Genomic DNA, 23577 nt, shown 5'->3' with positions numbered 1-23577 from the left:
AAAGATCGCAGCCTTCGGCAGCTCCTACAGGGAAGGTTTGCGCCATTTTTCGATGGGCAATTTGGTGATGGCAAACCCGCTCAACAGGATCGCCGAATAGATCATCAGCTCCCGGGACAAGGTTTGCCCCTCGTACCAGGCGCCGATGATCACGGCGAACACCGGGAAAATGATAAACACGAACGACAGGATGATCGGGCTCAGGCGTTTGAGCAGCAAAAAGTAAACGATAAAGCCGCCCACCGAGGCCACCAGCCCGAGGTAAAACAGCGCGCCCCACGAGCGTGCGGTGATGTCCTGGAACACCGGTGTTTCGAAGCTCAGTCCGACAATAAATAACATCGCACCGGCGATACCGATCGGCAGTGTGTTGTAGGTGATCACGCTGATCGCACTCCCGTGTTTTTTCGTCACCACGTAACACAGCGCATGCATCACTGCGGCGCAGAGAATCGCCAGCACCCCCAGCCACTCCGCCTGATCCAGGTGCAGACCCTGACTGCGAATAATCATGAACAGACTGCCAAAACCAATGGCAATGCCGAGCATTTGCGACGGGTAGATTTTCTCGCGCAGAAATAGAGCAGAAAACAGCAGGATAAACACCGGCATGCAACTGAACAGCAGTGCCGTCAGACCAGACGAGACGTGCATCTCGCCGTAGTTGAGCAGGTAATACGGCAGGCTGAAATACGACAGCGTGACGAACACAAAAAACCAGCGGCTTTGCCGAGGGAACAGCAACGGTTCTTTGCGCAACAACGCGAAACTCAAAAACAGTGGAAATGCGATAAGAAAGCGCAGCCCGGCGGCCGTCAGCGGCGGCACGCTTTCCACGGCGATCTTGATCCCAAGCCAAGTGGTGCCCCAACTCAGGCAGACGATCAGAAACAGGGTGCTGGTGATTAATCCGGCGAGCCAGGGTTTGCTGATGTTCATCGGTGTGCTGACGGCGGTCGACATATTGGGTGCTCCGAGCGTTGGAATTGACCTGATCGATGAAACGGTCTATTTCTGATTGAACCTGTTTTAAGCACGCTATTCGGGGCGAGAATGACTGTCAAAGTAAGTATTGCCATGGTGTCAATCCTCCGCGACGGCCTCAGCAATGGCATCGGCGTGAAGTACAAACGCCTTGCCGATGGCGTGGCGCAGGCCATCGAGGAGGGTGTGATAGAGGCTGGCGGCAAGTTACCGCCGCATCGACTGTTGGCCGACAGCTTGGGCGTGACCATCGGCACGATCAGCCGTGCCTACGGTGAGCTGGAACGTGTGGGATTGGTCGTCGCCCGTGTAGGCGACGGCACTTACGTGCGTAAGAGGGGGATGGAGCGGCCGCAGGACAAAGGCTTTCGCAATGTCAGCGAAGAGCCGTCCACGTGCCTGGACATGAGTCGGAATCAGCCGATGCCCGGGCAGGAAACCGAATTCATGCGGCAAAGCCTGCTGGATCTGGCCAATGAGCCGGGCGTCTTGCGGCAACTCAGCGGGTATACCGCCGAAGCCGGTATGGCGCGGCATCGCGTGGCGGGGGCCGTTTGGCTCAGCCACGGCGAATTCGTACCCCGCGCCGATCAGGTGCTGTGCGTCAACGGCGGCCAGCATGGTCTGTTGAGCGCGTTGATGGGTTTGCTCAAGGCCGGCGACACGGTTGTCACCGAGCATTTGTCCTACCCCGGATTGATCGGTGTTGCCCGTCAACTCGGGATAAAACTCATCGGCGCCGCGATGGATGACGAAGGGCTTTTACCTGCAGCGCTGGAGGAAATCTGCCGTCAACATCGCGTTTCGGCGCTGTATTGCACGCCGACGATCCAGAATCCTACGGCGGCGGTGATGTCCGTCCCACGGCGCGAGGCGATTGCCGAAGTCTGTCGCCAACACAATCTGCTGATCATCGAGGATGAAGCCCATGCGGTGCTGGATCGCCAGCGCCCGTTGCCGCTCAGTTATTTTGCGCCGGAGCGATCAATACTGATCGGCAGTTTGAGCAAGGCTGTTTCAGCGGGGTTGCGCGTCGGTTATCTGCACGCGCCGCAAGCGTTGATCGGCCGTATCAGTTCAGCCATTCGCAGCACGTGTTGGATGGCGAATCCTTTATCGATGGAAGTGGCGAGCCTGTGGATCGAAAACGGCATGGCTAAGCACTTGCTGGATGAGCAGATCATTGAGATTGGTCGGCGCAAAGCGCTGGTCGCGCCGGTGCTGGAGGGCTTGAACTACAACACTCACGCCTTTAGTCCGCACTTCTGGGTGGAAGTCCCCGAGTTGTGGCGCGCCTCGCAGATTGCGGCGGAGTTGAAGGAGAACAATTATCTGGTGGCGACCGCTGAGGCGTTTGCGGTCGGGCATGCGGCGGTGCCGCAGTTCATTCGGGTGAGTGTGTGTAATGCGGTGGGGGATGATCGGTTGTTGCTTAGCGGGTTTGAGGCTCTGGCAAATGCCCTGACACAACACAATCCCCTGTAGGAGCTGCCGCAGGCTGCGATCTTTTGATTCTGTTTTTAAAAGACAAGATCAAAAGATCGCAGCCTGCGGCAGCTCCTACAGGAGGTTTGCAGGGATTATTTGAATCGCCGCTCCACGCCTTTTTCCACCAGAATTTTCGCCGAAATCTCTTCCACGGAAAAATGCGTGGAATTGATATTGGGGATGTTCTCGCGGCGGAACAGGTTCTCCACCTCGCGCACTTCAAATTCGCACTGGGCGTAGCTCGAATAGCGGCTGTTGGGCTTGCGCTCATTGCGGATCGCGGTAAGGCGGTCCGGGTCGATGGTCAGGCCGAACAGTTTGTGCTGGTGCGCGCGCAGAGCGGCCGGCAGGGTCAGGCGCTCCATGTCGTCTTCAGTCAGCGGATAGTTGGCTGCGCGGATGCCGAACTGCATGGCCATGTACAGACACGTCGGTGTCTTACCGCAGCGCGACACGCCCACTAGTATCAGGTCGGCTTTGTCGTAATAGTGCGTGCGCGCACCGTCGTCGTTGTCGAGGGCGAAGTTCACCGCCTCGATGCGCTCCATGTAATTGGAGTTGTGCCCGATCGAATGGGACTTGCCGACGGTGTAGGACGAATGCTCGGTCAATTCCTGCTCCAGCGGGGCGAGGAAGGTCGAGAAAATGTCGATCATGAAACCATTGGACGTTGCGAGAATCTCACGGATGTCCTGATTGACGATGGTGTCAAAGATGATCGGGCGAAAGCCGTCGGTTTCGGCGGCTTTGTTGATTTGTTGTACCATGGCCCGCGCTTTTTCAACGCTGTCGATGTACGGTCGCGTGAATTTGCTGAAGGTAATGTTTTCGAACTGCGCCAGAAGGCTTTGACCCAGGGTTTCGGCTGTGATGCCGGTGCCATCGGAGATGAAGAAAGCAGATCGTTTCATTTGCACCTTGGGCCTTAAGCTAGTGACGATTCTTGGATATGATAGGCGCGATTTGTTGGCCGCCAATGGCCAGCATTCTCACTTATTTTCCAGGTCCAGGCCATACAACCGGCCGAGGCTCCCCCGGGCCGCCGGTTTCTGAGCTTTTCCAACACAGTTAGTGGAGAGATCACCTTGGTAGAGTACGTAGTTTCCCTCGATAAGCTCGGCAAACACGATGTTGAGCATGTGGGGGGCAAGAACGCATCCCTGGGCGAGATGATCAGCAACCTGGCAGGCGCCGGTGTGTCGGTCCCTGGCGGCTTTGCCACCACCGCCCAGGCCTATCGCGACTTCCTCGAACTGAGCGGCTTGAACGACCAGATCCACCAGGCCCTCGACGCGCTCGACGTCGACGACGTCAACGCCCTGGCCAAGACCGGCGCACAGATCCGTCAATGGATCATGGACGCCGAATTCCCGGAAAAACTCAATGCCGAGATCCGCACCGCGTTCGCCGCGCTGTCGGCCGGCAACCCTGATGTGGCCGTGGCTGTGCGTTCTTCCGCCACCGCCGAAGACTTGCCGGACGCCTCGTTCGCCGGTCAGCAGGAAACCTTCCTGAACATCCGTGGTGTGGAAAACGTTATCCGCGCCGCCAAAGAGGTGTTCGCGTCGCTGTTCAACGATCGTGCGATCTCCTACCGCGTGCATCAGGGCTTCGACCACAAACTGGTCGCCCTGTCGGCTGGCGTGCAGCGCATGGTGCGTTCGGAAACCGGCACTGCCGGCGTGATGTTCACCCTCGACACCGAATCCGGTTTCCGTGACGTGGTGTTCATCACCGGCGCCTACGGCCTGGGCGAAACCGTCGTACAAGGCGCGGTCAACCCGGACGAATTCTACGTACACAAGGGCACGCTGGAGGCCGGTCGTCCGGCGATCCTGCGTCGCAACCTGGGCAGCAAAGCGATCAAGATGATCTACGGCGACGAGGCCAAGGCCGGTCGTTCGGTCAAGACCATTGACGTCGACAAGGCGGATCGCGCGCGTTTCTGTCTGTCCGACGCTGAAGTCAGCGAGCTGGCCAAGCAAGCGATGATCATCGAGAAGCATTATGGCTGCCCGATGGACATCGAGTGGGCCAAGGACGGTGACGACGGCAAGCTGTACATCGTGCAGGCGCGTCCGGAAACCGTGAAAAGCCGCACCCAGGCCAACGTCATGGAACGTTACCTGCTGAAAGAAACCGGCACCGTGCTGGTTGAAGGTCGCGCGATTGGCCAGCGCATTGGCGCCGGCAAAGTGCGCATCATCAAAGACGTTTCCGAAATGGACAAAGTCCAGCCGGGCGACGTGCTGGTTTCCGACATGACCGACCCGGACTGGGAACCGGTGATGAAGCGTGCCAGCGCCATCGTCACCAACCGTGGCGGCCGTACCTGCCACGCGGCGATCATCGCGCGTGAGCTGGGCATTCCGGCAGTGGTCGGTTGCGGCAACGCCACCCAACTGCTGAAGGATGGCCAGGGTGTGACCGTTTCGTGCGCCGAGGGCGACACCGGTTACATCTTTGAAGGCGAACTGGGCTTCGACATCAAGAAGAACTCCGTCGACGCCATGCCGGAGCTGCCGTTCAAGATCATGATGAACGTCGGCAACCCGGACCGCGCCTTCGACTTCGCGCAACTGCCGAACGCCGGTGTGGGCCTGGCCCGTCTGGAATTCATCATCAACCGCATGATCGGCGTCCACCCGAAAGCGCTGTTGAACTACGACGGCCTGCCGCAGGAAATCAAGGACAGCGTCGACAAGCGTATCGCCGGTTACAACGACCCGGTCGACTTCTACGTCGACAAACTGGTGGAAGGCATCAGCACCCTCGCTGCAGCGTTCACGCCGAAAAAAGTCATCGTGCGTCTGTCGGACTTCAAGTCCAACGAATACGCCAACCTGATCGGCGGCAAGCTTTACGAGCCGGAAGAAGAAAACCCGATGCTGGGTTTCCGTGGCGCTTCGCGTTACATCAGCGAATCGTTCCGTGACTGCTTCGAACTCGAATGCCGCGCGCTGAAACGTGTGCGCAACGAGATGGGCCTGACCAACGTCGAAATCATGGTGCCGTTCGTCCGTACCCTCGGCGAAGCGAGCCAGGTGATCGATCTGCTGGCCGCAAACGGTCTGGCTCGTGGCGAGAATGGTCTGCGCATCATCATGATGTGCGAACTGCCGTCCAACGCGATCCTCGCTGAAGAATTCCTCGAATTCTTCGACGGTTTCTCGATCGGTTCCAACGACCTGACTCAGCTGACCCTGGGCCTGGACCGTGACTCCGGTATCATCGCGCACCTGTTCGATGAGCGTAATCCGGCGGTCAAGAAGCTGTTGGCCAACGCGATTGCCGCGTGCAACAAGGCCGGCAAGTACATCGGCATCTGCGGTCAGGGGCCTTCGGATCACCCGGATCTGGCCAAGTGGCTGATGGAGCAGGGCATCGAAAGCGTGTCGCTGAACCCGGATTCCGTGCTGGAAACCTGGTTCTTCCTCGCCGAAGGCCAGGCGCAGGCTTGATCCATACGTGAACGGCCCGTTCCCCTGTAGGAGCGAGCCTGCTCGCGAAGACGGCATAACATCCGCCATAAATGTCGGCTGATACACCGCAATCGCGAGCAGGCTCACTCCTACAAGGGGCGGGCTTTGAGATTGAAGTAGGGCGGGCTCCTGTGGATGCCGCCCTTTTTTGTGCAAGAGCATTATGCAAAGCAGCAGCAACCTATTTCCTGTCGCTCTGATCAGCGCCGAGCGGCGCGGCGATCTGAGCGAAGACGTTTACCGTTTGAAACCCGGCAACAGTCCCGACTGGTCGGTGGAAATCGCCGTCACCCGTTTGGGCATGGCCGACGACTCGGCGCCTCGCGGCGTGCCGGTGATTTTGCTGCACGGCAGTTTTTCCAATCGGCGTTTCTGGTTTTCACCCAAAGGCCTGGGGCTGGGCGCGTACCTGACACGTCTGGGCTTTGATGTATGGATTCCGGAGATGCGCGGCCATGGTTTGTCGCAGCGCAACGAGGAATACCGACGCAATCGTGTCGCCGACTACGCCCGTTACGACTTGCCGGCGATTGCCGCGTTCGTGCGTGAGCAGAGCGGGCAGATCCCGCACTGGATCGGCCATTCGCTGGGCGGCATCACTTTGGCGGCGGCGCTCGGTGGCGAATACCTTGGCGAGCCGGCCGTGGCCTCGGCGGCGTTTTTCGGCACGCAGGTCAGTCGCACCTACTGGCCGTTGAAAATCCCGCCGGTGGAGTGGAGCAGTCGCTTTATCCTCAAGCGTTTTGCCCAGTTGTCCGGTTCACGCCTCAAGCGCGGCCCTGAGGACGAGCCAATCGGTCTGGCCATCGAAAGCATGCGCTGGTACGGCTTGTTCGGCCGGTTTGGCGACAAGGACAAGGATTGGTGGGCGGGTCTGGCCGATGTTCAGGTGCCGGTATTGGCCGTGAGCGCGGCGGGTGATCATCAGGATCCGACTTGGGCCTGTCGCAAGTTGTTCGAACAGATTGGCGCCGAACACAAGCAGTTCATCAATCTGGGGCGTGATCAGGGCTTCAACGACAATTTCGGCCATGTTGAAATGCTGGTGAGCAAAGCGGCGCAGGTTGAAGTGTGGCCGTTGGTGGCGCGCTGGTTGAGCGATCAGCAGACACCGTTGCTGGGTGAGAAGCCGGATCTGGCCGCAGCAGTCTGAAGTCGCGCCGCTGAAAAGGGCGTTTCGTTCGGATTGGCTTGCGGCTAAGATATGACGCATTGTGCGGTTCTGGTCATTTTTGGTGGCTGTTTAGCGATTACGTTTCAGCGTTTGTTCAGGTTCGTTCAGCGACCATGGGATGGACTAAGGTAAACAGCGACCGCCGGATCTCGTCTCAACAGAATGCGTCATCCTTGATCGTCTTCCTTGTTACTGGAGTTTTTCGATGAACCATTACCTCACGCCTGACCTGTGCGACGCCTATCCGGAGCTGGTTCAGGTGCTGGAACCGATGTTCAGCAATTTCGGCGGCCGTGATTCGTTCGGCGGCGAAATCGTGACCATCAAATGTTTCGAAGACAACTCGCTGGTCAAGGAGCAGGCCGACCTCAAGGGCAACGGCAAGGTACTGGTAGTTGATGGCGGCGGTTCGCTGCGCCGGGCCTTGTTGGGCGACATGATTGCCGAGAAGGCCGCCAAAAACGGTTGGGAAGGGCTGGTGATCTACGGCTGCATCCGTGACGTCGACGTCATTGCGCAAACCGATCTGGGCGTGCAGGCACTGGCCAGCCACCCGATGAAAACTGAAAAACGCGGCCTCGGCGACCTCAACGTCCCGGTGACTTTCGCCGGTGTGACGTTCCACCCGGGCCACTACATTTATGCGGACAACAACGGCGTGATCATCTCGCCGAGCCCGCTGCAAATGCCTGAATAAGCTTTCGACAAAGGGATGCGGATGTTCGAGGAAGAAAACGCGCAATGGGGGCTGGTGCATGCCCTGGTGCTGGACGGTAGAGGCGGTGCGCGTTCGATAGCCCGGACTGAGCTCGACGATTTGCAACTGCAGGCGCATGAAAGCCTGTGGCTGCATTGGGATCGCAGCCATCCGCAAACCCAGACCTGGCTGCGCAAATCCAGCGGTCTCAACGAATTCACCTGCGACTTGCTGCTGGAAGAGAACACTCGACCGCGCCTGTTGCCGCTGCCCGATTCCGAGCTGCTGCTGTTCCTGCGCGGGGTCAATCTCAATCCCGGCGCCGAGCCGGAGGACATGGTCTCGGTGCGGATTTTTGCTTCCGCCCAGCGCGTGATTTCCCTGCGTTTGCGTCCGTTGCGCGCCACCGATGAATTGCTGGTGCAATTGGCGGACGGCAATGGCCCGAAAACCGCCTCCGAACTCATCCTTTATCTGGCGCAGTTCCTCACCAACAAGGTGCAGGATCTGGTCACTTGCCTCTCGGAAATCGCCGATGAGGAAGAAGAAAAGATGGATGCCGACGAACGGTATACCCCCGAGCATGGCGCCATTTTGCACATCCGTCGCCGGGCCGCCGGACTGAAGCGTTTTCTTGCGCCGCAGCGGGATATTTTCGGACAGCTGACGCGGATAAAACTGCCGTGGTTCGTCGACGACGATGCTGATTACTGGAACGAATTGAACAACAGCCTGACCCGCTATCTGGAAGAGCTCGAATTGACCCGAGAGCGCGTGGGGCTTGTGCTGGAGGCCGAAGACCGGCGTTTGAGCGAGCGCATGAACCGCACGATGTACCGCTTCGGGATCATCACCTGCATCTTTTTGCCGATGAGTTTCATCACCGGTCTGTTGGGTATCAACGTTGGCGGAATTCCGTTCTCCAGCAGCCCTTACGGCTTCCTGATCGCCTGCTTGACGGTGCTCGCTCTGGCCTTCGGCCAGTGGTGGTTATTCCGTCGTTTGCGCTGGGTGTGAACATGGCGCATGTGACCCGACCAAATCTGCCCGCGTCTTTCACAGACATCACGAGAGGTGCGTATGCACGATCCGTTTGAACAGTCTTTGCGCGACATGCTCAACGCTTCGCCGTCCAGCCGCGACGACGATGCGTGCCTGGGCCGCGTGCTCAAAACCGCCAACCGCCAGGTTGGCGCCGGCGATCTGTTCAGCCTGCTGGGCCGCTGGCTGCCCGCGCTGATGATCGCCTTGAATAACGGATCGGCCCATGTCTCGCCGGTTTCCCGTCTACGTAAACCTACTGCTCGCACTGCTGATAAGGCTGATTGAATATGGAACTTGATCTCTGGACTCAGAGCCTCGTCACTGCAATGACTGCGTTGTGGACCAAAGTCGCCAACTTCATCCCGAACCTGTTCGGCGCACTGGTCGTGCTGCTGTTGGGTTTCGTCGTGGCCAAGCTGCTCGATACCTTGCTGTCCAAACTGCTCGCCAAACTGGGCCTCGATCGCCTGATGGGCGGCACCGGGCTGACCAAGCTGATGTCGCGCGCAGGCCTGCAAGTACCGATCTCGACCCTCATCGGCAAGATCGTCTACTGGTTCGTTCTTCTGATTTTCCTGGTTTCTGCAGCAGAATCCCTTGGACTTGAGCGAGTTTCAGCTACGCTGGATATGTTGGCGCTCTATTTGCCGAAAGTATTCGGTGCGGCGCTGGTCTTGCTGGTGGGGGTGTTGCTCGCACAATTGGCCAACGGGCTGGTGCGCGGAGCGGCAGAAGGCGTAGGCCTGGACTACGCTTCGGGGCTGGGACGCATTGCCCAGGGGCTGGTGATCATCATCAGCATCTCGGTCGCGATCAGTCAGCTTGAAGTCAAGACCGACCTGCTGAACCATGTGATTGTCATTGTTTTGATTACCGTTGGTCTGGCCGTTGCGCTGGCCATGGGTTTGGGAAGCCGGGAAATTGCCGGTCAGATTCTTGCGGGAATCTATGTGCGTGAGTTGTATCAGGTTGGGCAACAAGTGCGTGTTGGCGAGGTCGAAGGCCAGATCGAAGAGATCGGCACGGTTAAAACCACATTGCTGACCGATGAGGGTGAGCTAGTCTCTCTTTCCAATCGGATCCTGCTGGAACAGCATGTGAGTAGCCGCTAATCCGGCAAACCCTGCTAATGTATGCCGCCGCAAAATGCCAGCTGATGCTGGTTGTGGCGGACATTGACCTGACTGTCGGCACGACTTGTTTTGAATAAAGCCCAAACGCTATCCACGCGCTACGACCCCCGCGAGCTCTCTGATGAGGAGTTGGTCGCGCGCTCGCATACCGAGCTGTTTCACGTGACGCGCGCCTATGAAGAACTGATGCGGCGTTACCAGCGAACATTATTTAACGTCTGTGCGAGATATCTTGGGAACGATCGCGACGCAGACGATGTCTGTCAGGAAGTCATGTTGAAGGTGCTGTATGGCCTGAAGAACTTCGAGGGGAAATCGAAGTTCAAGACATGGCTATACAGCATCACGTACAACGAATGTATTACGCAGTATCGGAAGGAACGGCGAAAGCGTCGCTTGATGGACGCATTGAGTCTTGACCCCCTTGAGGAAGCGTCTGAAGAAAAGACGCCCAACCCTGAGGAGAAGGGCGGACTTGATCGCTGGCTGGTGTATGTGAACCCGATCGACCGTGAAATTCTGGTGCTACGATTTGTCGCAGAGCTGGAATTTCAGGAGATCGCAGACATCATGCACATGGGTTTGAGTGCGACAAAAATGCGTTACAAACGTGCTCTAGATAAATTGCGTGAGAAATTTGCAGGCATTGCTGAAACTTAGTTCAGCGCAAATATCTCTTACGTGTAGGCAAGTTCTGATAGACTTGCCGCCGAGTTGTCCCCCGGTTTGCGGGACTGCTTCACAATCACCAGATGGGGATTTAACGGATGAAACTGAAAAACACCTTGGGCTTGGCCATTGGTTCTCTGATTGCCGCCACTTCGTTCGGCGCTCTGGCACAAGGCCAAGGCGCAGTTGAAATCGAAGGCTTCGCAAAGAAAGAACAATTCGACAGCGCTCGTAACTTCAAGAACAACGGCAACCTGTTCGGTGGTTCGGTTGGTTACTTCCTGACCGACGACGTTGAACTGCGTCTGGGCTACGACGAAGTGCACAACGTACGTGCCGACAACGGCCGTAACATCAAGGGCGCTAACACCGCTCTGGACGCTCTGTACCACTTCAACAACCCAGGCGACATGCTCCGTCCATACGTTTCGGCTGGTTTCTCCGATCAAAGCATCGGTCAGAACGAGTCGGGTCGTAACCGCTCCACCTTCGCTAACCTGGGCGCTGGTGCCAAGCTGTACTTCACCGAGAACTTCTACGCCCGTGCTGGCGTTGAAGCTCAATACAACATCGACCAGGGCGACACCGAGTGGGCTCCTAGCGTCGGTATCGGTGTGAACTTCGGTGGCGGCTCCAAGCCTGCTGCTGCTCCAGTTCCAGCACCAGCTGAAGTCTGCTCCGACAGCGACAACGATGGCGTTTGCGACAACGTTGACAAGTGCCCGGACACCCCAGCCAACGTAACTGTTGACGCTGACGGCTGCCCAGCAGTTGCTGAAGTTGTTCGTGTTGAGCTGGACGTTAAGTTCGATTTCGACAAATCTGTTGTTAAAACCAACAGCTACGGCGACATCAAGAACCTGGCTGATTTCATGAAGCAGTACCCATCCACCACCACTACTGTTGAAGGTCACACTGACTCCGTCGGTCCTGACGCTTACAACCAGAAACTGTCTGAGCGTCGTGCAAACGCCGTTAAGCAAGTTCTGACCAACCAGTACGGTGTTGAATCGTCCCGCGTTCAGTCTGTTGGCTACGGCGAATCCCGCCCAGTTGCTGACAACAAAACTGAAGCTGGCCGTGCTGTTAACCGTCGCGTAGAAGCGCAGGTTGAAGCTCAAGCTAAGTAATTAGCTGCCGCTCTGAGGAAAGCCCGGCTTAGGCCGGGCTTTTCTTTGTCTGCGATTTGGCTTTGCAGCTTTAAAAGATCGCAGCCTTCGGCAGCTCCTACATGAAATCTGCATACATCCCGCAGGCTGCGATCTTTTGCTCTTCAACAACAGCCGCCACCGCACCAATCACCAGAATCGCCGGGCTTTTCAGTCCAAACGCACACGCATCCTCTCCCATGCCCCGCAGATCACTCCGACATTCCCGCTGCTCCGGCAACGATGCATTCTCGATCATCGCCACCGGTGTATCCGCCGCCATCCCGCCCGCCAACAATTGATCGCGAATCTCGCCCAGTTTGGCCACGCCCATGTAGATCACCAGCGTCGTGCCGCCTTGCGCCAGGGCCTGCCAGTTCAGTTGACTGTCGTCCTGGGTGTGCGCCGTCACCAGCGTCACCCCGCGCGCGACACCGCGCAGCGTCAGCGGAATATCACACTGCGTCGCTCCGGCCAGCCCGGCGGTGATGCCGTTGACCAGTTCCACCGCAACCCCGCGTTCACGCAACCACTGCGCCTCTTCACCGCCACGGCCGAAAATGCACGGATCGCCGCCCTTGAGCCGCACAACGCACTTACCTTGGCGGGCATAACGCAGCATCAAGCGATGAATGAACGCCTGCGGCGTAGAGCGGCAACCACCGCGCTTACCCACGGCAATGATGCGCGCGGCAGGGCAGTGTTCCAGAACCGCATCGTTGACCAGGTCATCGATCAGCACCACATCGGCCTCACGCAGGGCGCGCACTGCTTTGAGGGTCAACAGTTCCGGATCGCCGGGGCCAGCGCCCACCAGCCAGACTTTTGCACTCATGTTGTTTTCCTCATCAGATGACGGCGACCGGCTGCAGCTCGGCAGCCAGCAAGCGCTTTATTTCCGGGACGCACGAGCCGCATTGCGTGCCGCAGCCCAGATTGTTTTTCAAACCCTGCAAATCCAGACCTTGGCGAATGCCGGCGCAGACCGCGTTGAGGCTGACGTTGTTGCAATTGCACAGGGTCTTGTCGGCAGCGACCTGGCCGCCGACGCTGCCCGGTGGCGCACTCATTGGCGCCAGCAGCCAGCGCCGCAGTTGCTCGTCCGCACGGCCCTCCAGCCAAAGGCTTTGCAGCCAATGCTGCGCGAGGGTTTCGCCGGCCAGTCGAATCGCCGTGATCCGGCCATTTTCAATACGCACGCGTTTACCGATGGCCCGACGCGGGTCGTCGTAGGCTAATACCGGGCCGTCGATCAGTGACAGGCATCGGTCGATTTCAGCCAGTAACTGTGGATCCGGTGCCTCTGCGTTAGCTGCGCGTATCAGCAATGCCGATCGTTCACGTCCGACAAGGCTGAGACTTACGTAGGAAAATGCCTCGCAGAGCGGTCGTAGCGCCTCGAAATGCCGTTGAACATCACCCTCGATCAGTGCGAACAGTTGCCAAGGCAATTTCACCGGCTCCAGACGCACGCCGCTGTGTTTGAGTTCCGGCTGTTTCGACAGCGGATCGCAGGCCGGCAGGGTCAGGCTGTTTACCCCGCCTTTGAGAAATCGATCCCCCCAGTGCATTGGTAGAAAGGCCTGGCCCGGCCGTACACCATCATCGCTGCCGACCGCGACAATTACCGCGCCGCGCCGACTTTTCAGGTTGACCAGATCGCCCGGCTGCAAGCGCTGCCGGCGCAATTCATCCGGGTGCAGGCTCAGCACCGCTTCACTGACATGCCCGAATAACTGCGCCGCCGTGCCGGTGCGGCTCATACCGTGCCACTGATCGCGCAAACGCCCGGTGATCAACGTCAACGGAAAGCGCGCATCGCGCTGCTCCTTGGCGGCGCGATACGGGTCGGTGATGAACTGCGCGCGACCGCTGGCTGTAGGAAAAATACCGTCTTCATAGAGTCGCGTGGTTCCTTGCCGGGCACCGACGGGGAAGGGCCATTGCTGCGGCCCGATCTCGTCGATCAAGGCATGGCTGATCCCGGACAAATCCAGATCCCGCCCGCGTGTCAGCCCTTTGAATTCATCGAACAACTGCGAAGGTTGATCGAACCCGAACAGGCTCGACTCGGAGGGGCGCAGACGTTTCTCCAGCCGCTGTGCGAAATCCACCGTGATTGCCCAGTCCGGGCGCGCTTCACCCGGTGGGACAATGGCTTTGCGCACGTGGGAAATGCGCCGCTCGGAGTTGGTTACAGAGCCTTCTTTCTCGCCCCAACTGGCGGCAGGCAGCAGCAGATCGGCAAACGCAGCCGTTTCGGTGGTGCGAAAGGCTTCTTGCAGAACCACAAACGGGCAAGCCTCCAGCGCTGCTCGCACCGAATGTTGATCCGGGATCGATTGCGCAGGGTTGGTGCAGGCTATCCACAGCGCCTTGATCTTGCCGCCGCGCACCTGCTCGAACAGTTCGATGGCGCTGAGGCCGGTGTTTTCCGGCAGCCGATCAACCCCCCAATAAGCCGCCACTTGCGCGCGGTGTTCTGGGTTGGCCGCGTCACGATGGCCGGGCAACAGATTCGACAAACTGCCGGTTTCTCGCCCGCCCATGGCATTCGGCTGACCGGTGAGGGAGAAAGGTCCTGCACCCGGACGGCCAATTTGCCCGGTGGCCAGGTGAAGGTTGATCAACGCACTGTTCTTCGCGCTGCCGGCGGTGGACTGGTTCAAACCCATGCACCACAGTGAGAGGAAGCTCGGCGCCGTGCCAACCCATTCAGCGCACTGCTGCAATTGCTCGACGCTGATCCCGCACAGTTGCGAAACCATTTGCGGGGTGTAGTCGCGCACCAGGTTCTTCAGTTCGGCGAGGCCTTCGGTGTGCGCCTTGATAAAGTCGCGGTCGATCCAGTCTTCCCACAGCAACAGATGCAAAATCCCATGGAACAAAGCGACATCGGTGCCGGGCAGAATCGCCAGGTGCAGATCGGCGAGGTCGCAAGTGTCGGTGCGCCGTGGATCAATGACGATGACTTTCATCTGCGGGCGGTGGGACTTTGCCTCTTCCAGTCGACGGAAAAGTACCGGGTGGGCGTAGGCCATGTTGCTGCCGACGATCATCACGCAATCGCTGAGCTCCAGATCCTCATAGCTGCACGGCGGGGCGTCGGCACCGAGACTGCGCTTGTAGCCGACCACGGCTGACGACATGCACAGGCGTGAATTGCTGTCGATGTTGTTGGTGCCGACCAGCGCCCGCGCGAGTTTGTTGAAGGCGTAGTAGTCCTCGGTCAACAGTTGCCCGGAAATGTAGAACGCCACGCTGTCCGGGCCGTGCTCGCTGATGGTCTCGGCGAACACGTTAACGGCGTGCTCCAGCGCCGTGTCCCAATCGGTGCGGCTACGTGCCAGTCCTTTGCCCAGACGCAGTTCCGGGTACAGCGCCCGGGCCGCGAGGTCGCCGGTCAGGTGCAGGGTCGAGCCTTTGCTGCACAGTTTGCCGAAGTTGGCCGGATGCGCCGGATCGCCGCTGACGCCGAGGATGCGCTCGCCGTCATGCTCGATCAGCACGCCGCAGCCGACCCCGCAATAACAGCAGGTCGAGGCGGTCGTCTGGCGGTTCATCAGATGGCGTCCCGCAGAGCCAACTGCACCCGACCGTTTTCGACCCGCGCCGGGTGATGGTGCGCGCAACCGATGTCCGGCGCCTGGGCTTCACCGGACTGCAGGTCGATCTGCCAGTTGTGCAGCGGGCAAGCGACGCGTTTGCCGTAGATCAGGCCTTGCGATAACGGCCCGCCCTTGTGCGGGCAGCGGTCGTCGAGGGCGAAAACCTCATCGTCGCTTGTACGAAAAATCGCGATGTCACCTTTCGGCCCGGCAATGATCCGCGAGCCGAGGGCGTTGATCTCTTCGAGGGCACAGATATCGAGCCAGTTCATGCCGGCACCTCCAGATTTTTCACCGAGATCACGTCAAATTCTTTCTTCAGTTGCGGCTGGGCCAGGCGTTCTTTCCACGGATCCTGTTCGAATGACAGGGAGAATTGCAGGCGCTCGTTCAGGGCCTTGCGACGCTCCGGGTCTTCCAGCACGGCTTTCTTGATGTGCTCCATGCCGACCCGTTGCAGGTAGTGCACGGTGCGTTCGAGGTAGAAGGCTTCTTCGCGATACAGCTGCAGGAAGGCGCCGTTGTATTCGCGGACTTCCTCGGCGGTTTTCAGCTTGACGAAGAATTCGGCAACTTCGGTTTTGATCCCGCCGTTGCCGCCGATGTACATCTCCCAGCCGGAATCGACGCCGATGATTCCTACGTCTTTGATGCCCGCTTCCGAGCAGTTGCGGGGGCATCCGGAGACGGCGAGTTTCACTTTGTGCGGCGACCACATGTTGAACAGGTCGTGTTCCAGCTCGATGCCCAGTTGCGTCGAGTTTTGCGTGCCGAAGCGGCAGAACTCGCTGCCGACGCAGGTTTTCACCGTGCGGATGGATTTGCCGTAAGCGTGGCCGGACGGCATGTCGAGGTCTTTCCAGACGCCGGGCAAATCCTGCTTCTTGATGCCGAGCAAATCGATACGCTGGCCGCCGGTGACCTTGACCATGGGCACGTTGTACTTGTCGGCCACGTCGGCAATCCGCCGCAGTTCCGAAGGGTTGGTCACGCCGCCCCACATCCGTGGTACCACCGAATAGGTGCCGTCCTTCTGGATATTGGCGTGGGCGCGTTCGTTGATCAGGCGCGATTGCGGGTCGTCCTTGGCTTCGCCGGGCCAGGTGGAAATCAGGTAATAGTTGAGGGCCGGGCGGCACGTTGCGCAGCCGTTCGGCGTGCGCCAATTGAGGTAACTCAGGGTGCCAGCGATGGTCAGCAGGTGTTGCTCGCGAATCGCCTGGCGGATCTGTCCGTGGTTGAGGTCGCTGCACCCGCAGATGGCTTTTTCGCTTTTCGGTTTGACGTCGGCTGCGCCACCCACGGTGTTGATCAGGATCTGCTCGACCAGCCCGGCACAGGAGCCGCAGGAGCTGGCCGCTTTGGTGTGTTTCTTCACCTCATCGACGCTGAACAGGCCGTGTTCCTGAATCGCTTTGACGATGGTGCCCTTGCACACGCCGTTGCAGCCGCAGACTTCGGCAGTGTCGGCCATGACCATGGCTTTGTCCTGGCCCTGATGTCCTACGTCGCCCAAAGCATTTTCGCCAAACATAAGGTGGTCGCGGATCTCGCCGATGGCGTGATTCTCACGAATCTGTCGGAAATACCAACCGCCATCTGCCGTATCGCCGTACAGACAGGCGCCGACCAGTACGTCATCCTTGATCACCAGTTTTTTGTACACGCCGCCAATCGGATCGGAGAGGGTGATGGTCTCGGTGCCTTCGCCGCCCATGAAGTCGCCGGCGGAAAACAGGTCGATGCCAGTGACTTTGAGTTTGGTCGACGTCACCGAACCCTGATAACGAGCGAAGCCCAGTTGTGCGAGATGGTTGGCGCAGACCTTGGCCTGTTCGAACAGTGGCGCGACCAGACCGTAGGCAATGCCGCGATGGCTGGCGCACTCGCCGATGGCGTAGATGCGCGGATCGTAGGTTTGCAGGGTGTCATTGACCAGAATTCCGCGATTGCACGGGATGCCGGCCTTTTCCGCCAGTTCGGTGTTGGGGCGAATGCCGGCGGCCATCACCACCAGATCGGCAGGGATGATGTCGCCATTTTTGAATTGCACCGAGCCGACCCGGCCATTGCCGGCGTCGTGCAGCGCCTGGGTTTGTTCGCACAGGCGGAAGTGCAGGCCCCGGGATTCGAGGGCGCTTTGCAGCAGTTGACCGCTGGTTTTATCCAGTTGCCGCTCCAGCAACCACTCGCCGATGTGCACGACGGTGACGTGCATGCCGCGCAGCATCAGACCGTTGGCGGCTTCGAGACCGAGCAGGCCGCCGCCGATGACCACCGCGTGCTTGTGGGTCTTGGCGGTGTCGATCATCGCCTGGGTGTCGGCGATGTCGCGGTAACCGATCACGCCGTGCAGGGTGTTGCCGGGGATCGGCAGAATAAACGGCGTCGAACCGGTGGCGATCAGCAGGCGATCGTATTCGGCTTCGGTACCGTCCTCGGCGATCACTCGACGTTTGACCCGGTCGATCTCCACCACTTTGCGGTTAAGCAGCAACTTGATGTGGTTTTCCAGGTACCAGTCGAGGTCGTTGAGGACGATCTCTTCGAAGGTCTGCTCGCCGGCCAGCACCGGCGAGAGCAGGATGCGGTTGTAGTTGGTGTGCGGTTCGGCGCCGAAGACGGTGATGTCGTACAGCTCGTTGCTCAGCTTGAGCAGTTCTTCGAGGGTGCGGACCCCGGCCATGCCATTGCCGATCATCACCAGTTTGAGTTTTTTCATCAGGTTCTCCGGGGAGCGACGGCTGGCCTCTTGTGGGCATTCAGGCCTTGCTCGAGAAATTTTGCGCAAACAAAAAAAGGCGTCCCGCTAGTTGCCTAGCGAGGACGCCTTTGTCCTGGTCCCGTTCTCTCGGGAAGCGCAGCCTTCGTCGTTGAAGGTTGGGCTTTATGTGTGTGTTGAGTGGGGTAATGCAGTGGTTGTGCCAACTAGCTATGTCGCTGTAATTGCTGGGCTGGTGGCTCGATTGGAGATGTCTCGCTGCACTCTCTGGAGGCGTGTTGCGCTTTTTTGGAGCGCGGGATCAAAAGATCGCAGCCTTCGGCAGCTCCTACAGGTGTACGCAATCAACTGTAGGAGCTGCCGAAGGCTGCGATCTTTTCAGCGCTGATGAAACAACAACACCAGCAGCAGCAGATTCCCGAGCAAGGCCAGCAACGCCATCGTCCGCCACACCTTCAACGGTTCACGCTCCAATAATGGTCTGGGTCGGATGCTCAAACTCCGCCGCTCACCCTGTTCCAGCACCAGCAACCATTCTTCAGCCGTTTCAAAGCGATGCTCGGGATCAGCCGCCACCCCACGCTCCAGACTCTGCGCCAGCCATTCCGGCAGATCAGGCCGATAGCGACTGGCGCTCACCGGCAGACCAAAGCGCGGCCGCTGAAACGCTTCGATCTCGCCATAGGGGAAATGCCCGGTAAGCAGGAAATACAGGGTCACACCGACCGCATACAAATCCTGCTGCGCACTCGGCGGATCACCGCGAAACGCTTCCGGGGCGATATAGCTCGGGGTTCCGGGTAGCGTCGACGGCGCGTCTTCGGACAATCCCGGGCAATACGCCAGGCCAAAATCGAGCAAACGCAGTTCACCGTCGTCGCCTACGTGCAGATTCTCCGGTTTGATGTCCCGGTGCAGAATCTGCCGCCGATGTAACAGGCCGACCGCACGCAGCAGGCGTTCGGCGATGTCTTGCCAATGCGCCAAGGGCAAAAGCTCGAGCTGTGCCAGAGTCCGTCCGGAATATTCCCGCATCACGTAGTACAAATGCTGACGCTGACTGCACGGGTGGACTTCAGGGAAATGCCGCCCGGCCACACGTTTGAGAAACCATTCCTCGGACAGCAACGCTTGCCCGGCGCAGGCATCATCGCCGGAACGCGTGGGCAGGGTTTTCAGAAGCCACGTCTGACCTTGTTCATCAAACACCCGATAGAGCAGCGATTGCTGGCTTTGGGCGACAATTCCCTGCACCTGCCAGCCTTCGAATGATTGACCGGGTTTCAGCGCTGGCGGCAGAGGCCATTGCTGCAAATGCATCAGCGCATCGCCGATGTTCGCCTCGCCGACCGCATCAACCCGCACCAGCAAAGCGCTGGCGTTGTCCTGGCTGCCGGCCAAATGTGCGGCGTTGACCAATGTTTTCGCCGCACTGTGCAGATCCGGCTGATCACGCAAAATCGCGGCAATCGCGGTATCACCCAGCATCGACCAGACGCCGTCACTGAGCAGCACAAAGCTTTCGCCATCACGCAGTTCACCGTCGAGAAAATCCAGCACCAGATGCTGATCCAGCCCCAGTGCACGCTTGAGCACATGCTGCATGCCCGGCTGATCCCAGACGTGGTCTTCGCTGATCCGTTGCAAGCGCTCGGCGTGCCAGCGATACACCCGGCAATCTCCTACGTGGGCGAGGGTAAAACGCCGACCACGCATGACCAAAGCGCTGACCGTGGTGAGCAGCGGTTGCCCACCGCCATTGGCCTGCAGCCAGCGATTTTGCGCCAGCAGCAGGCGATCCAGCGCCTGCGCCACGCTCCAGGTTTCCGGGGTGGCGTAATAGTCGAGCGCCAACGCCTGCAAGGTCGAACGCGCGGCGAGCCCGCCATCGGCGCACTGGCTGACGCCGTCGGCGATGGCGAACAGATAACCTTTGCTCGCCGCCAGCGCTGGCGCCGGTGTCACCGAACGCAGGGCGTCCTGATTCTCCGAGCGCGGACCGGTGGCGCTGGCTTCGGCAAAGCTCAGTTGCAGGGCCATCGACGCCTCAGACCCGCGCCGCTGTCACTGCCGCCGAGCCCCAGGTGGTTCTCCAGCGACGCTTGACGCCGTGCAGGCCAAACCATGCCAGCACGCCTAGGCTGGCGAACAACCACAGGGCCAGTTGATAACTGCCGGTACTCTGTTTGATTGCGCCCATGCCCGCCGCCAAGGCAAAACCGCCGATGCCGCCGGCCATGCCGATCAGTCCGGTCATCACACCGATTTCCAGACGAAAACGCTGCGGCACCAGTTGGAACACCGCGCCGTTGCCCGCGCCCAGACCGAGCATGGTGCAGACGAAAAGTGCCAGCGCGGCGTAGGAACTTGGCAGGTTGAAACCCACAGCAGCGATGCAAGTGGCGGCCACCGTGTACATCGCCAGCAAGGTGCGGATGCCGCCGAAACGATCCGCCAGCGCGCCGCCCAACGGCCGCATCAAACTGCCACCGAACACGCAGGCAGCGGTGTAGTAACCGGCGGTCACCGGGCTCAAACCGTATTGATCGTTGAAGTAGCCGGGCAGGGCGCTGGCCAGGCCGATGAAACCGCCGAAGGTCACACTGTAGAAAAACATGAACCACCAACTGTCACGGTCGCCCAAAGCTTTGAAGTAGTCGGCCATGGCTTTGGCTTTCGGCCGCTCAGGCGCGTTTTTCGCTAACCAGGCGAACAACACCAGCGTCAGGATCAACGGGATCAGAGCGAAGCCGAAGACATTGCTCCAGCCGAACGCAGCGGCCAGTACCGGTGCGAGCAGCGCGGCGAACACAGTGCCGGAGTTGCCCGCACCGGCAATGCCCATGGCTTTGCCCTGATGCTGCGGCGGATACCATTGCGAGGCCAGCGGCAGGGCCACAGCGAAAGACGCGCCGGCCATGCCGAGGAACAGACCGAGGATCAGCGCCTGTTCATAGCTGTGGATGCCGATTTTCCAGGCACCGAACAAAGCGCAAATCACGATGACCTGGCCGATCAGACCGGCGGTTTTTGGCGACAGTCGATCGGCGAGCATGCCCATGATGAAGCGCAGTACCGCACCGGCGAGGATCGGCGTAGCGACGACGAGGCCACGCTGTTGCGTGGTCAGGTGCAGGTCGGCGGCGATCTGCACCGCCAGCGGGCCGAGCAGGTACCAGACCATGAAGCTCAGGTCGAAGTAGAGGAAGGCCGCGAACAGTGTCGGGGTGTGGCCGGATTTCCAGAAGCTTGAATTCATCGCGCACCTCAGCTGAAAAGAGTCTCGAAAGGAGTCATGCAACAGCAAGTGGGGCGCCGCCACGGCCGCACCACCGGCCCCGGGCTGTGGGGCCAAAACGCAAAAACGCCGCTACCTGATGCGCCGGTTGGGCGAACGGGTGAGCGACGTCTTTGTCGTGGGTGGGGCAACCGCCGTTGGTTACCTGTGGGGTTTACATAGCGAGATTTGTGCCAAGGATCAAAAGATCGCAGCCTTCGGCAGCTCCTACAGGGATATGCGTGCCTCTGTAGGAGCTGCCGAAGGCTGCGATCCTTTGATCTTGATTCAGCCGAGCAACTCACTCATCGCAATAATCTGCTCCGCCACTTGAATCAGCTTCTGCTGCCTGCTCATCGCCTGGCGCCGCATCAGGGTGTACGCCTCTTCCTCATTGCAGTCCTTCATCTTCATCAGCAACCCCTTGGCCAGCTCGATGCGCTTGCGCTCAGCCAGTTGCTGATCCCGTGCCTGCAACTGCGCACGCAGCGCCTGATCACTCTCGAAGCGCGCCATCGCCACATCCAGAATCGGCTGCAAACGCTGGGCGTGAATGCCTTCGACGATGTAGGCACTCACCCCGGACTTGATCGCCTGACGCATCACCCCCGGATCATGTTCGTCGGTAAACATCACGATCGGCCGGGGCTGGTCGCGGCTGACCAGCACCACTTGCTCCATGACATCGCGACTCGGTGACTCGGTATCGATCAGGATGACGTCCGGGCGCACCGTTTCGACGCGCGCGGGCAGGTCGATGGTCAGGCCGGATTCGTCGATGACCTCAAAACCGGCTTCGGTCAGCGCCGCTTTCAGGCGTCCGACTTTTTTTGCCGTGTCGTTGATCAGCAGAATGCGCAACATGTTCGCGATCTCCTGTCAGCGGCGGGCGAGAAGGGCGACGTCGTCGCTCATCGCGTGCAGCTTGAAACTGCGCGCATAAGCGGCCGGGTCGCTGCCGTCCCAGATTTTGCCGTCGAGCAACTGGCTGCTGCGCATGTCCGTGCCCCACGCCGCCACGCCGACGGCGGTGGCCGCTTCGCGATAGAGCTCGAGTTGCTGAACCTGGCGGGCGACGGCGAGATAATCCGGGTCTTCGCGCAGCAAACCCCAGCGGCGGAACTGGGTCATGAACCACATGCCGTCGGACAAGTACGGCAAATTGACTTCACCTTTGCCGTGAAAGCGCAGGGCGTGCGGGTCTTGCCAGCGATTGCCGAGGCCATCGGCATAGTCGCCGAGAAAGCGCGGTTCGATGCAGGCCACCGGCGCGTCGAGGTATTCCGGTGCGCTGAGCAGGTGCGCGGTGCTGCGACGATTTTCCGGGCTCTCTTCAATAAAGCGGCTGGCTTCAAGGATCGCCATCACCAGCGCCCGTGCGGTGTTGGGGTACTGCTCGACAAATTCGCGGGTGCAGCCTAGGACTTTTTCCGGGTGATCGGGCCAGATGGTCTGGCTGGTGGCGAGGGTAAAACCCAGATCCTGCTGCACGGCGCTGGCTGCCCATGGTTCGCCGACACAAAAGCCGTCAATGCGCCCGGCTTGCAGGTGCGCGACCATTTGCGGCGGTGGCACGACCACGCTGTCGACATCCTGCAATGGATGAATGCCCTGACTCGCCAGCCAGTAATACAGCCACATCGCATGGGTGCCGGTGGGAAACGTCTGGGCGAAGGTGAGTTTTGCGCGGCTTTGGTGCACGTGGCGATCCAGCGCTTCAGGACTGCTCACGCCCAGACGTTGCAGGCCGTGTGACAGGTTGAGGCTTTGCCCGTTCTGGTTCAGGCCCATCAGCACTGCCATGTCGGTCGGGGCGACGCCGCCGATGCCCAAGTGCACCGCGTAAATCAGCCCGTAAAGGCTGTGGGCGGCGTCGAGTTCGCCGCTGACCAGTTTGTCGCGCAGATTGGCCCAGGAAGTCTGACGTTTGAGGTTCAGCGTCAGTCCGTACGGTTGGGCGAAGCCTTGCGTGGCAGCCACCACCACCGAGGCGCAATCACTCAGGGCCATGAAACCGAGGTTGATTGCGCTTTTTTCCGGGGCATCGCTGCCATTGACCCAGGCCAGCGGCCCTGCCGAAGGTTCGTTCATATAAAGCCACCTCGAAAAAAAACGCCGTCGCGGTCTTCGCAAAGGCAAAAACCGCGGACG

At 59.6% G+C, this 23577-nt stretch carries 19 protein-coding genes; 9 read left to right on the top strand and 10 right to left on the bottom strand.

The window, feature by feature from the left end; all coding sequences use genetic code 11:
* Positions 1-24: 24 nt before the first annotated feature.
* Positions 25-939, bottom strand: coding sequence for a DMT family transporter (locus ACZZ0B_RS16850; RefSeq protein WP_440095796.1), 915 nt, complete (start codon positions 937-939; stop codon positions 25-27).
* A 114-nt stretch (positions 940-1053) separates the two neighbouring features.
* Between ACZZ0B_RS16850 and ACZZ0B_RS16845 the strand changes: the two genes are divergently transcribed.
* Complete coding sequence (locus tag ACZZ0B_RS16845; RefSeq protein ID WP_463545819.1) at positions 1054-2469, top strand: aminotransferase-like domain-containing protein; 1416 nt, start codon at positions 1054-1056, stop codon at positions 2467-2469.
* A 95-nt stretch (positions 2470-2564) separates the two neighbouring features.
* Here ACZZ0B_RS16845 and ppsR read toward each other — a convergent pair whose 3' ends face one another.
* Positions 2565-3383, bottom strand: a complete 819-nt coding sequence (gene ppsR, locus ACZZ0B_RS16840) for a posphoenolpyruvate synthetase regulatory kinase/phosphorylase PpsR (protein WP_008076822.1) — start codon at positions 3381-3383, stop codon at positions 2565-2567.
* Between the two features lie 174 nt (positions 3384-3557).
* Between ppsR and ppsA the strand changes: the two genes are divergently transcribed.
* The 8 genes from ppsA to ACZZ0B_RS16800 all read left to right on the top strand — a co-directional run bounded on the left by ppsA (position 3558) and on the right by ACZZ0B_RS16800 (position 11801).
* Complete coding sequence (ppsA, locus tag ACZZ0B_RS16835) at positions 3558-5933, top strand: phosphoenolpyruvate synthase (protein ID WP_008076823.1); 2376 nt, start codon at positions 3558-3560, stop codon at positions 5931-5933.
* Positions 5934-6117: 184 nt separating this feature from the next.
* Positions 6118-7107 (top strand): alpha/beta fold hydrolase, encoded by a 990-nt coding sequence (locus tag ACZZ0B_RS16830; RefSeq protein ID WP_008076824.1) that lies wholly within the window; start codon positions 6118-6120, stop codon positions 7105-7107.
* Positions 7108-7333: 226 nt separating this feature from the next.
* Complete coding sequence (rraA, locus tag ACZZ0B_RS16825; protein ID WP_463545818.1) at positions 7334-7825, top strand: ribonuclease E activity regulator RraA; 492 nt, start codon at positions 7334-7336, stop codon at positions 7823-7825.
* A gap of 21 nt (positions 7826-7846) precedes the next feature.
* Entirely contained in the window at positions 7847-8842 is a 996-nt protein-coding gene (locus tag ACZZ0B_RS16820; protein WP_158831651.1) for a zinc transporter ZntB, read from the top strand.
* Between the two features lie 63 nt (positions 8843-8905).
* Positions 8906-9154 carry a hypothetical protein gene (locus ACZZ0B_RS16815; protein ID WP_008076827.1) on the top strand — a complete coding sequence of 83 codons (249 nt, stop codon included), beginning with the start codon at positions 8906-8908 and terminating at the stop codon, positions 9152-9154.
* Positions 9155-9156: 2 nt separating this feature from the next.
* Positions 9157-9981, top strand: coding sequence for a mechanosensitive ion channel family protein (locus ACZZ0B_RS16810; protein WP_007916401.1), 825 nt, complete (start codon positions 9157-9159; stop codon positions 9979-9981).
* A gap of 90 nt (positions 9982-10071) precedes the next feature.
* Positions 10072-10662, top strand: a complete 591-nt coding sequence (gene sigX, locus ACZZ0B_RS16805) for an RNA polymerase sigma factor SigX (RefSeq protein WP_045122877.1) — start codon at positions 10072-10074, stop codon at positions 10660-10662.
* Positions 10663-10769: 107 nt separating this feature from the next.
* On the top strand, positions 10770-11801 hold the full coding sequence (locus ACZZ0B_RS16800; RefSeq protein WP_158831653.1) for an OmpA family protein: 1032 nt from the start codon (positions 10770-10772) through the stop codon (positions 11799-11801).
* Between the two features lie 97 nt (positions 11802-11898).
* Here ACZZ0B_RS16800 and cobA read toward each other — a convergent pair whose 3' ends face one another.
* The 8 genes from cobA to ACZZ0B_RS16760 all read right to left on the bottom strand — a co-directional run bounded on the left by cobA (position 11899) and on the right by ACZZ0B_RS16760 (position 23517).
* Positions 11899-12654 (bottom strand): uroporphyrinogen-III C-methyltransferase, encoded by a 756-nt coding sequence (gene cobA, locus ACZZ0B_RS16795; protein ID WP_463545817.1) that lies wholly within the window; start codon positions 12652-12654, stop codon positions 11899-11901.
* A 13-nt stretch (positions 12655-12667) separates the two neighbouring features.
* On the bottom strand, positions 12668-15382 hold the full coding sequence (locus ACZZ0B_RS16790; RefSeq protein ID WP_463545816.1) for a nitrate reductase: 2715 nt from the start codon (positions 15380-15382) through the stop codon (positions 12668-12670).
* Positions 15382-15699 carry a nitrite reductase small subunit NirD gene (nirD, locus tag ACZZ0B_RS16785; RefSeq protein WP_008076837.1) on the bottom strand — a complete coding sequence of 106 codons (318 nt, stop codon included), beginning with the start codon at positions 15697-15699 and terminating at the stop codon, positions 15382-15384. Before nirD ends, ACZZ0B_RS16790 begins: the two co-directional genes overlap by 1 nt.
* Positions 15696-18149, bottom strand: coding sequence for a nitrite reductase large subunit NirB (gene nirB / locus ACZZ0B_RS16780; protein WP_463545815.1), 2454 nt, complete (start codon positions 18147-18149; stop codon positions 15696-15698). The genes nirD and nirB overlap by 4 nt, the downstream gene beginning before the upstream one ends.
* 378 nt (positions 18150-18527) lie before the next feature.
* Complete coding sequence (locus tag ACZZ0B_RS16775; RefSeq protein WP_463545814.1) at positions 18528-20189, bottom strand: protein kinase domain-containing protein; 1662 nt, start codon at positions 20187-20189, stop codon at positions 18528-18530.
* Between the two features lie 7 nt (positions 20190-20196).
* Positions 20197-21408, bottom strand: a complete 1212-nt coding sequence (locus ACZZ0B_RS16770; protein WP_463545813.1) for a nitrate/nitrite transporter — start codon at positions 21406-21408, stop codon at positions 20197-20199.
* A 306-nt stretch (positions 21409-21714) separates the two neighbouring features.
* The gene (locus ACZZ0B_RS16765) at positions 21715-22290 is read right to left on the bottom strand and encodes an ANTAR domain-containing response regulator (protein WP_007916390.1); all 576 of its coding nucleotides are present in this window, start codon (positions 22288-22290) and stop codon (positions 21715-21717) included.
* 15 nt (positions 22291-22305) lie between these two features.
* Complete coding sequence (locus ACZZ0B_RS16760; protein ID WP_008076845.1) at positions 22306-23517, bottom strand: CmpA/NrtA family ABC transporter substrate-binding protein; 1212 nt, start codon at positions 23515-23517, stop codon at positions 22306-22308.
* Positions 23518-23577: the final 60 nt, after the last annotated feature.

Source organism: Pseudomonas sp. AC247 (genome assembly GCF_979258015.1).
The sequence above is the reverse complement of the archived record's forward strand: the minus strand, read 5'-3'. Positions and strand labels throughout refer to the sequence as shown.

What these genes read in the sequence shown, in the direction of transcription:
- ACZZ0B_RS16850 (WP_440095796.1), bottom strand. Translation starts at nt 939, where the DNA reads ATGAACATCAGCAAACCCTGGCTCGCCGGATTAATCACCAGCACCCTG.
- nirB (WP_463545815.1), bottom strand. Translation starts at nt 18,149, where the DNA reads ATGAAAAAACTCAAACTGGTGATGATCGGCAATGGCATGGCCGGGGTC.
- ppsR (WP_008076822.1), bottom strand. Translation starts at nt 3,383, where the DNA reads ATGAAACGATCTGCTTTCTTCATCTCCGATGGCACCGGCATCACAGCC.
- cobA (WP_463545817.1), bottom strand. Translation starts at nt 12,654, where the DNA reads ATGAGTGCAAAAGTCTGGCTGGTGGGCGCTGGCCCCGGCGATCCGGAA.
- ACZZ0B_RS16820 (WP_158831651.1), top strand. Translation starts at nt 7,847, where the DNA reads ATGTTCGAGGAAGAAAACGCGCAATGGGGGCTGGTGCATGCCCTGGTG.
- ACZZ0B_RS16815 (WP_008076827.1), top strand. Translation starts at nt 8,906, where the DNA reads ATGCACGATCCGTTTGAACAGTCTTTGCGCGACATGCTCAACGCTTCG.
- nirD (WP_008076837.1), bottom strand. Translation starts at nt 15,699, where the DNA reads ATGAACTGGCTCGATATCTGTGCCCTCGAAGAGATCAACGCCCTCGGC.
- ACZZ0B_RS16760 (WP_008076845.1), bottom strand. Translation starts at nt 23,517, where the DNA reads ATGAACGAACCTTCGGCAGGGCCGCTGGCCTGGGTCAATGGCAGCGAT.
- rraA (WP_463545818.1), top strand. Translation starts at nt 7,334, where the DNA reads ATGAACCATTACCTCACGCCTGACCTGTGCGACGCCTATCCGGAGCTG.
- ACZZ0B_RS16765 (WP_007916390.1), bottom strand. Translation starts at nt 22,290, where the DNA reads ATGTTGCGCATTCTGCTGATCAACGACACGGCAAAAAAAGTCGGACGC.
- ACZZ0B_RS16830 (WP_008076824.1), top strand. Translation starts at nt 6,118, where the DNA reads ATGCAAAGCAGCAGCAACCTATTTCCTGTCGCTCTGATCAGCGCCGAG.
- ACZZ0B_RS16770 (WP_463545813.1), bottom strand. Translation starts at nt 21,408, where the DNA reads ATGAATTCAAGCTTCTGGAAATCCGGCCACACCCCGACACTGTTCGCG.
- ACZZ0B_RS16810 (WP_007916401.1), top strand. Translation starts at nt 9,157, where the DNA reads ATGGAACTTGATCTCTGGACTCAGAGCCTCGTCACTGCAATGACTGCG.
- ACZZ0B_RS16775 (WP_463545814.1), bottom strand. Translation starts at nt 20,189, where the DNA reads ATGGCCCTGCAACTGAGCTTTGCCGAAGCCAGCGCCACCGGTCCGCGC.
- ACZZ0B_RS16845 (WP_463545819.1), top strand. Translation starts at nt 1,054, where the DNA reads ATGACTGTCAAAGTAAGTATTGCCATGGTGTCAATCCTCCGCGACGGC.
- ACZZ0B_RS16790 (WP_463545816.1), bottom strand. Translation starts at nt 15,382, where the DNA reads ATGAACCGCCAGACGACCGCCTCGACCTGCTGTTATTGCGGGGTCGGC.
- ACZZ0B_RS16800 (WP_158831653.1), top strand. Translation starts at nt 10,770, where the DNA reads ATGAAACTGAAAAACACCTTGGGCTTGGCCATTGGTTCTCTGATTGCC.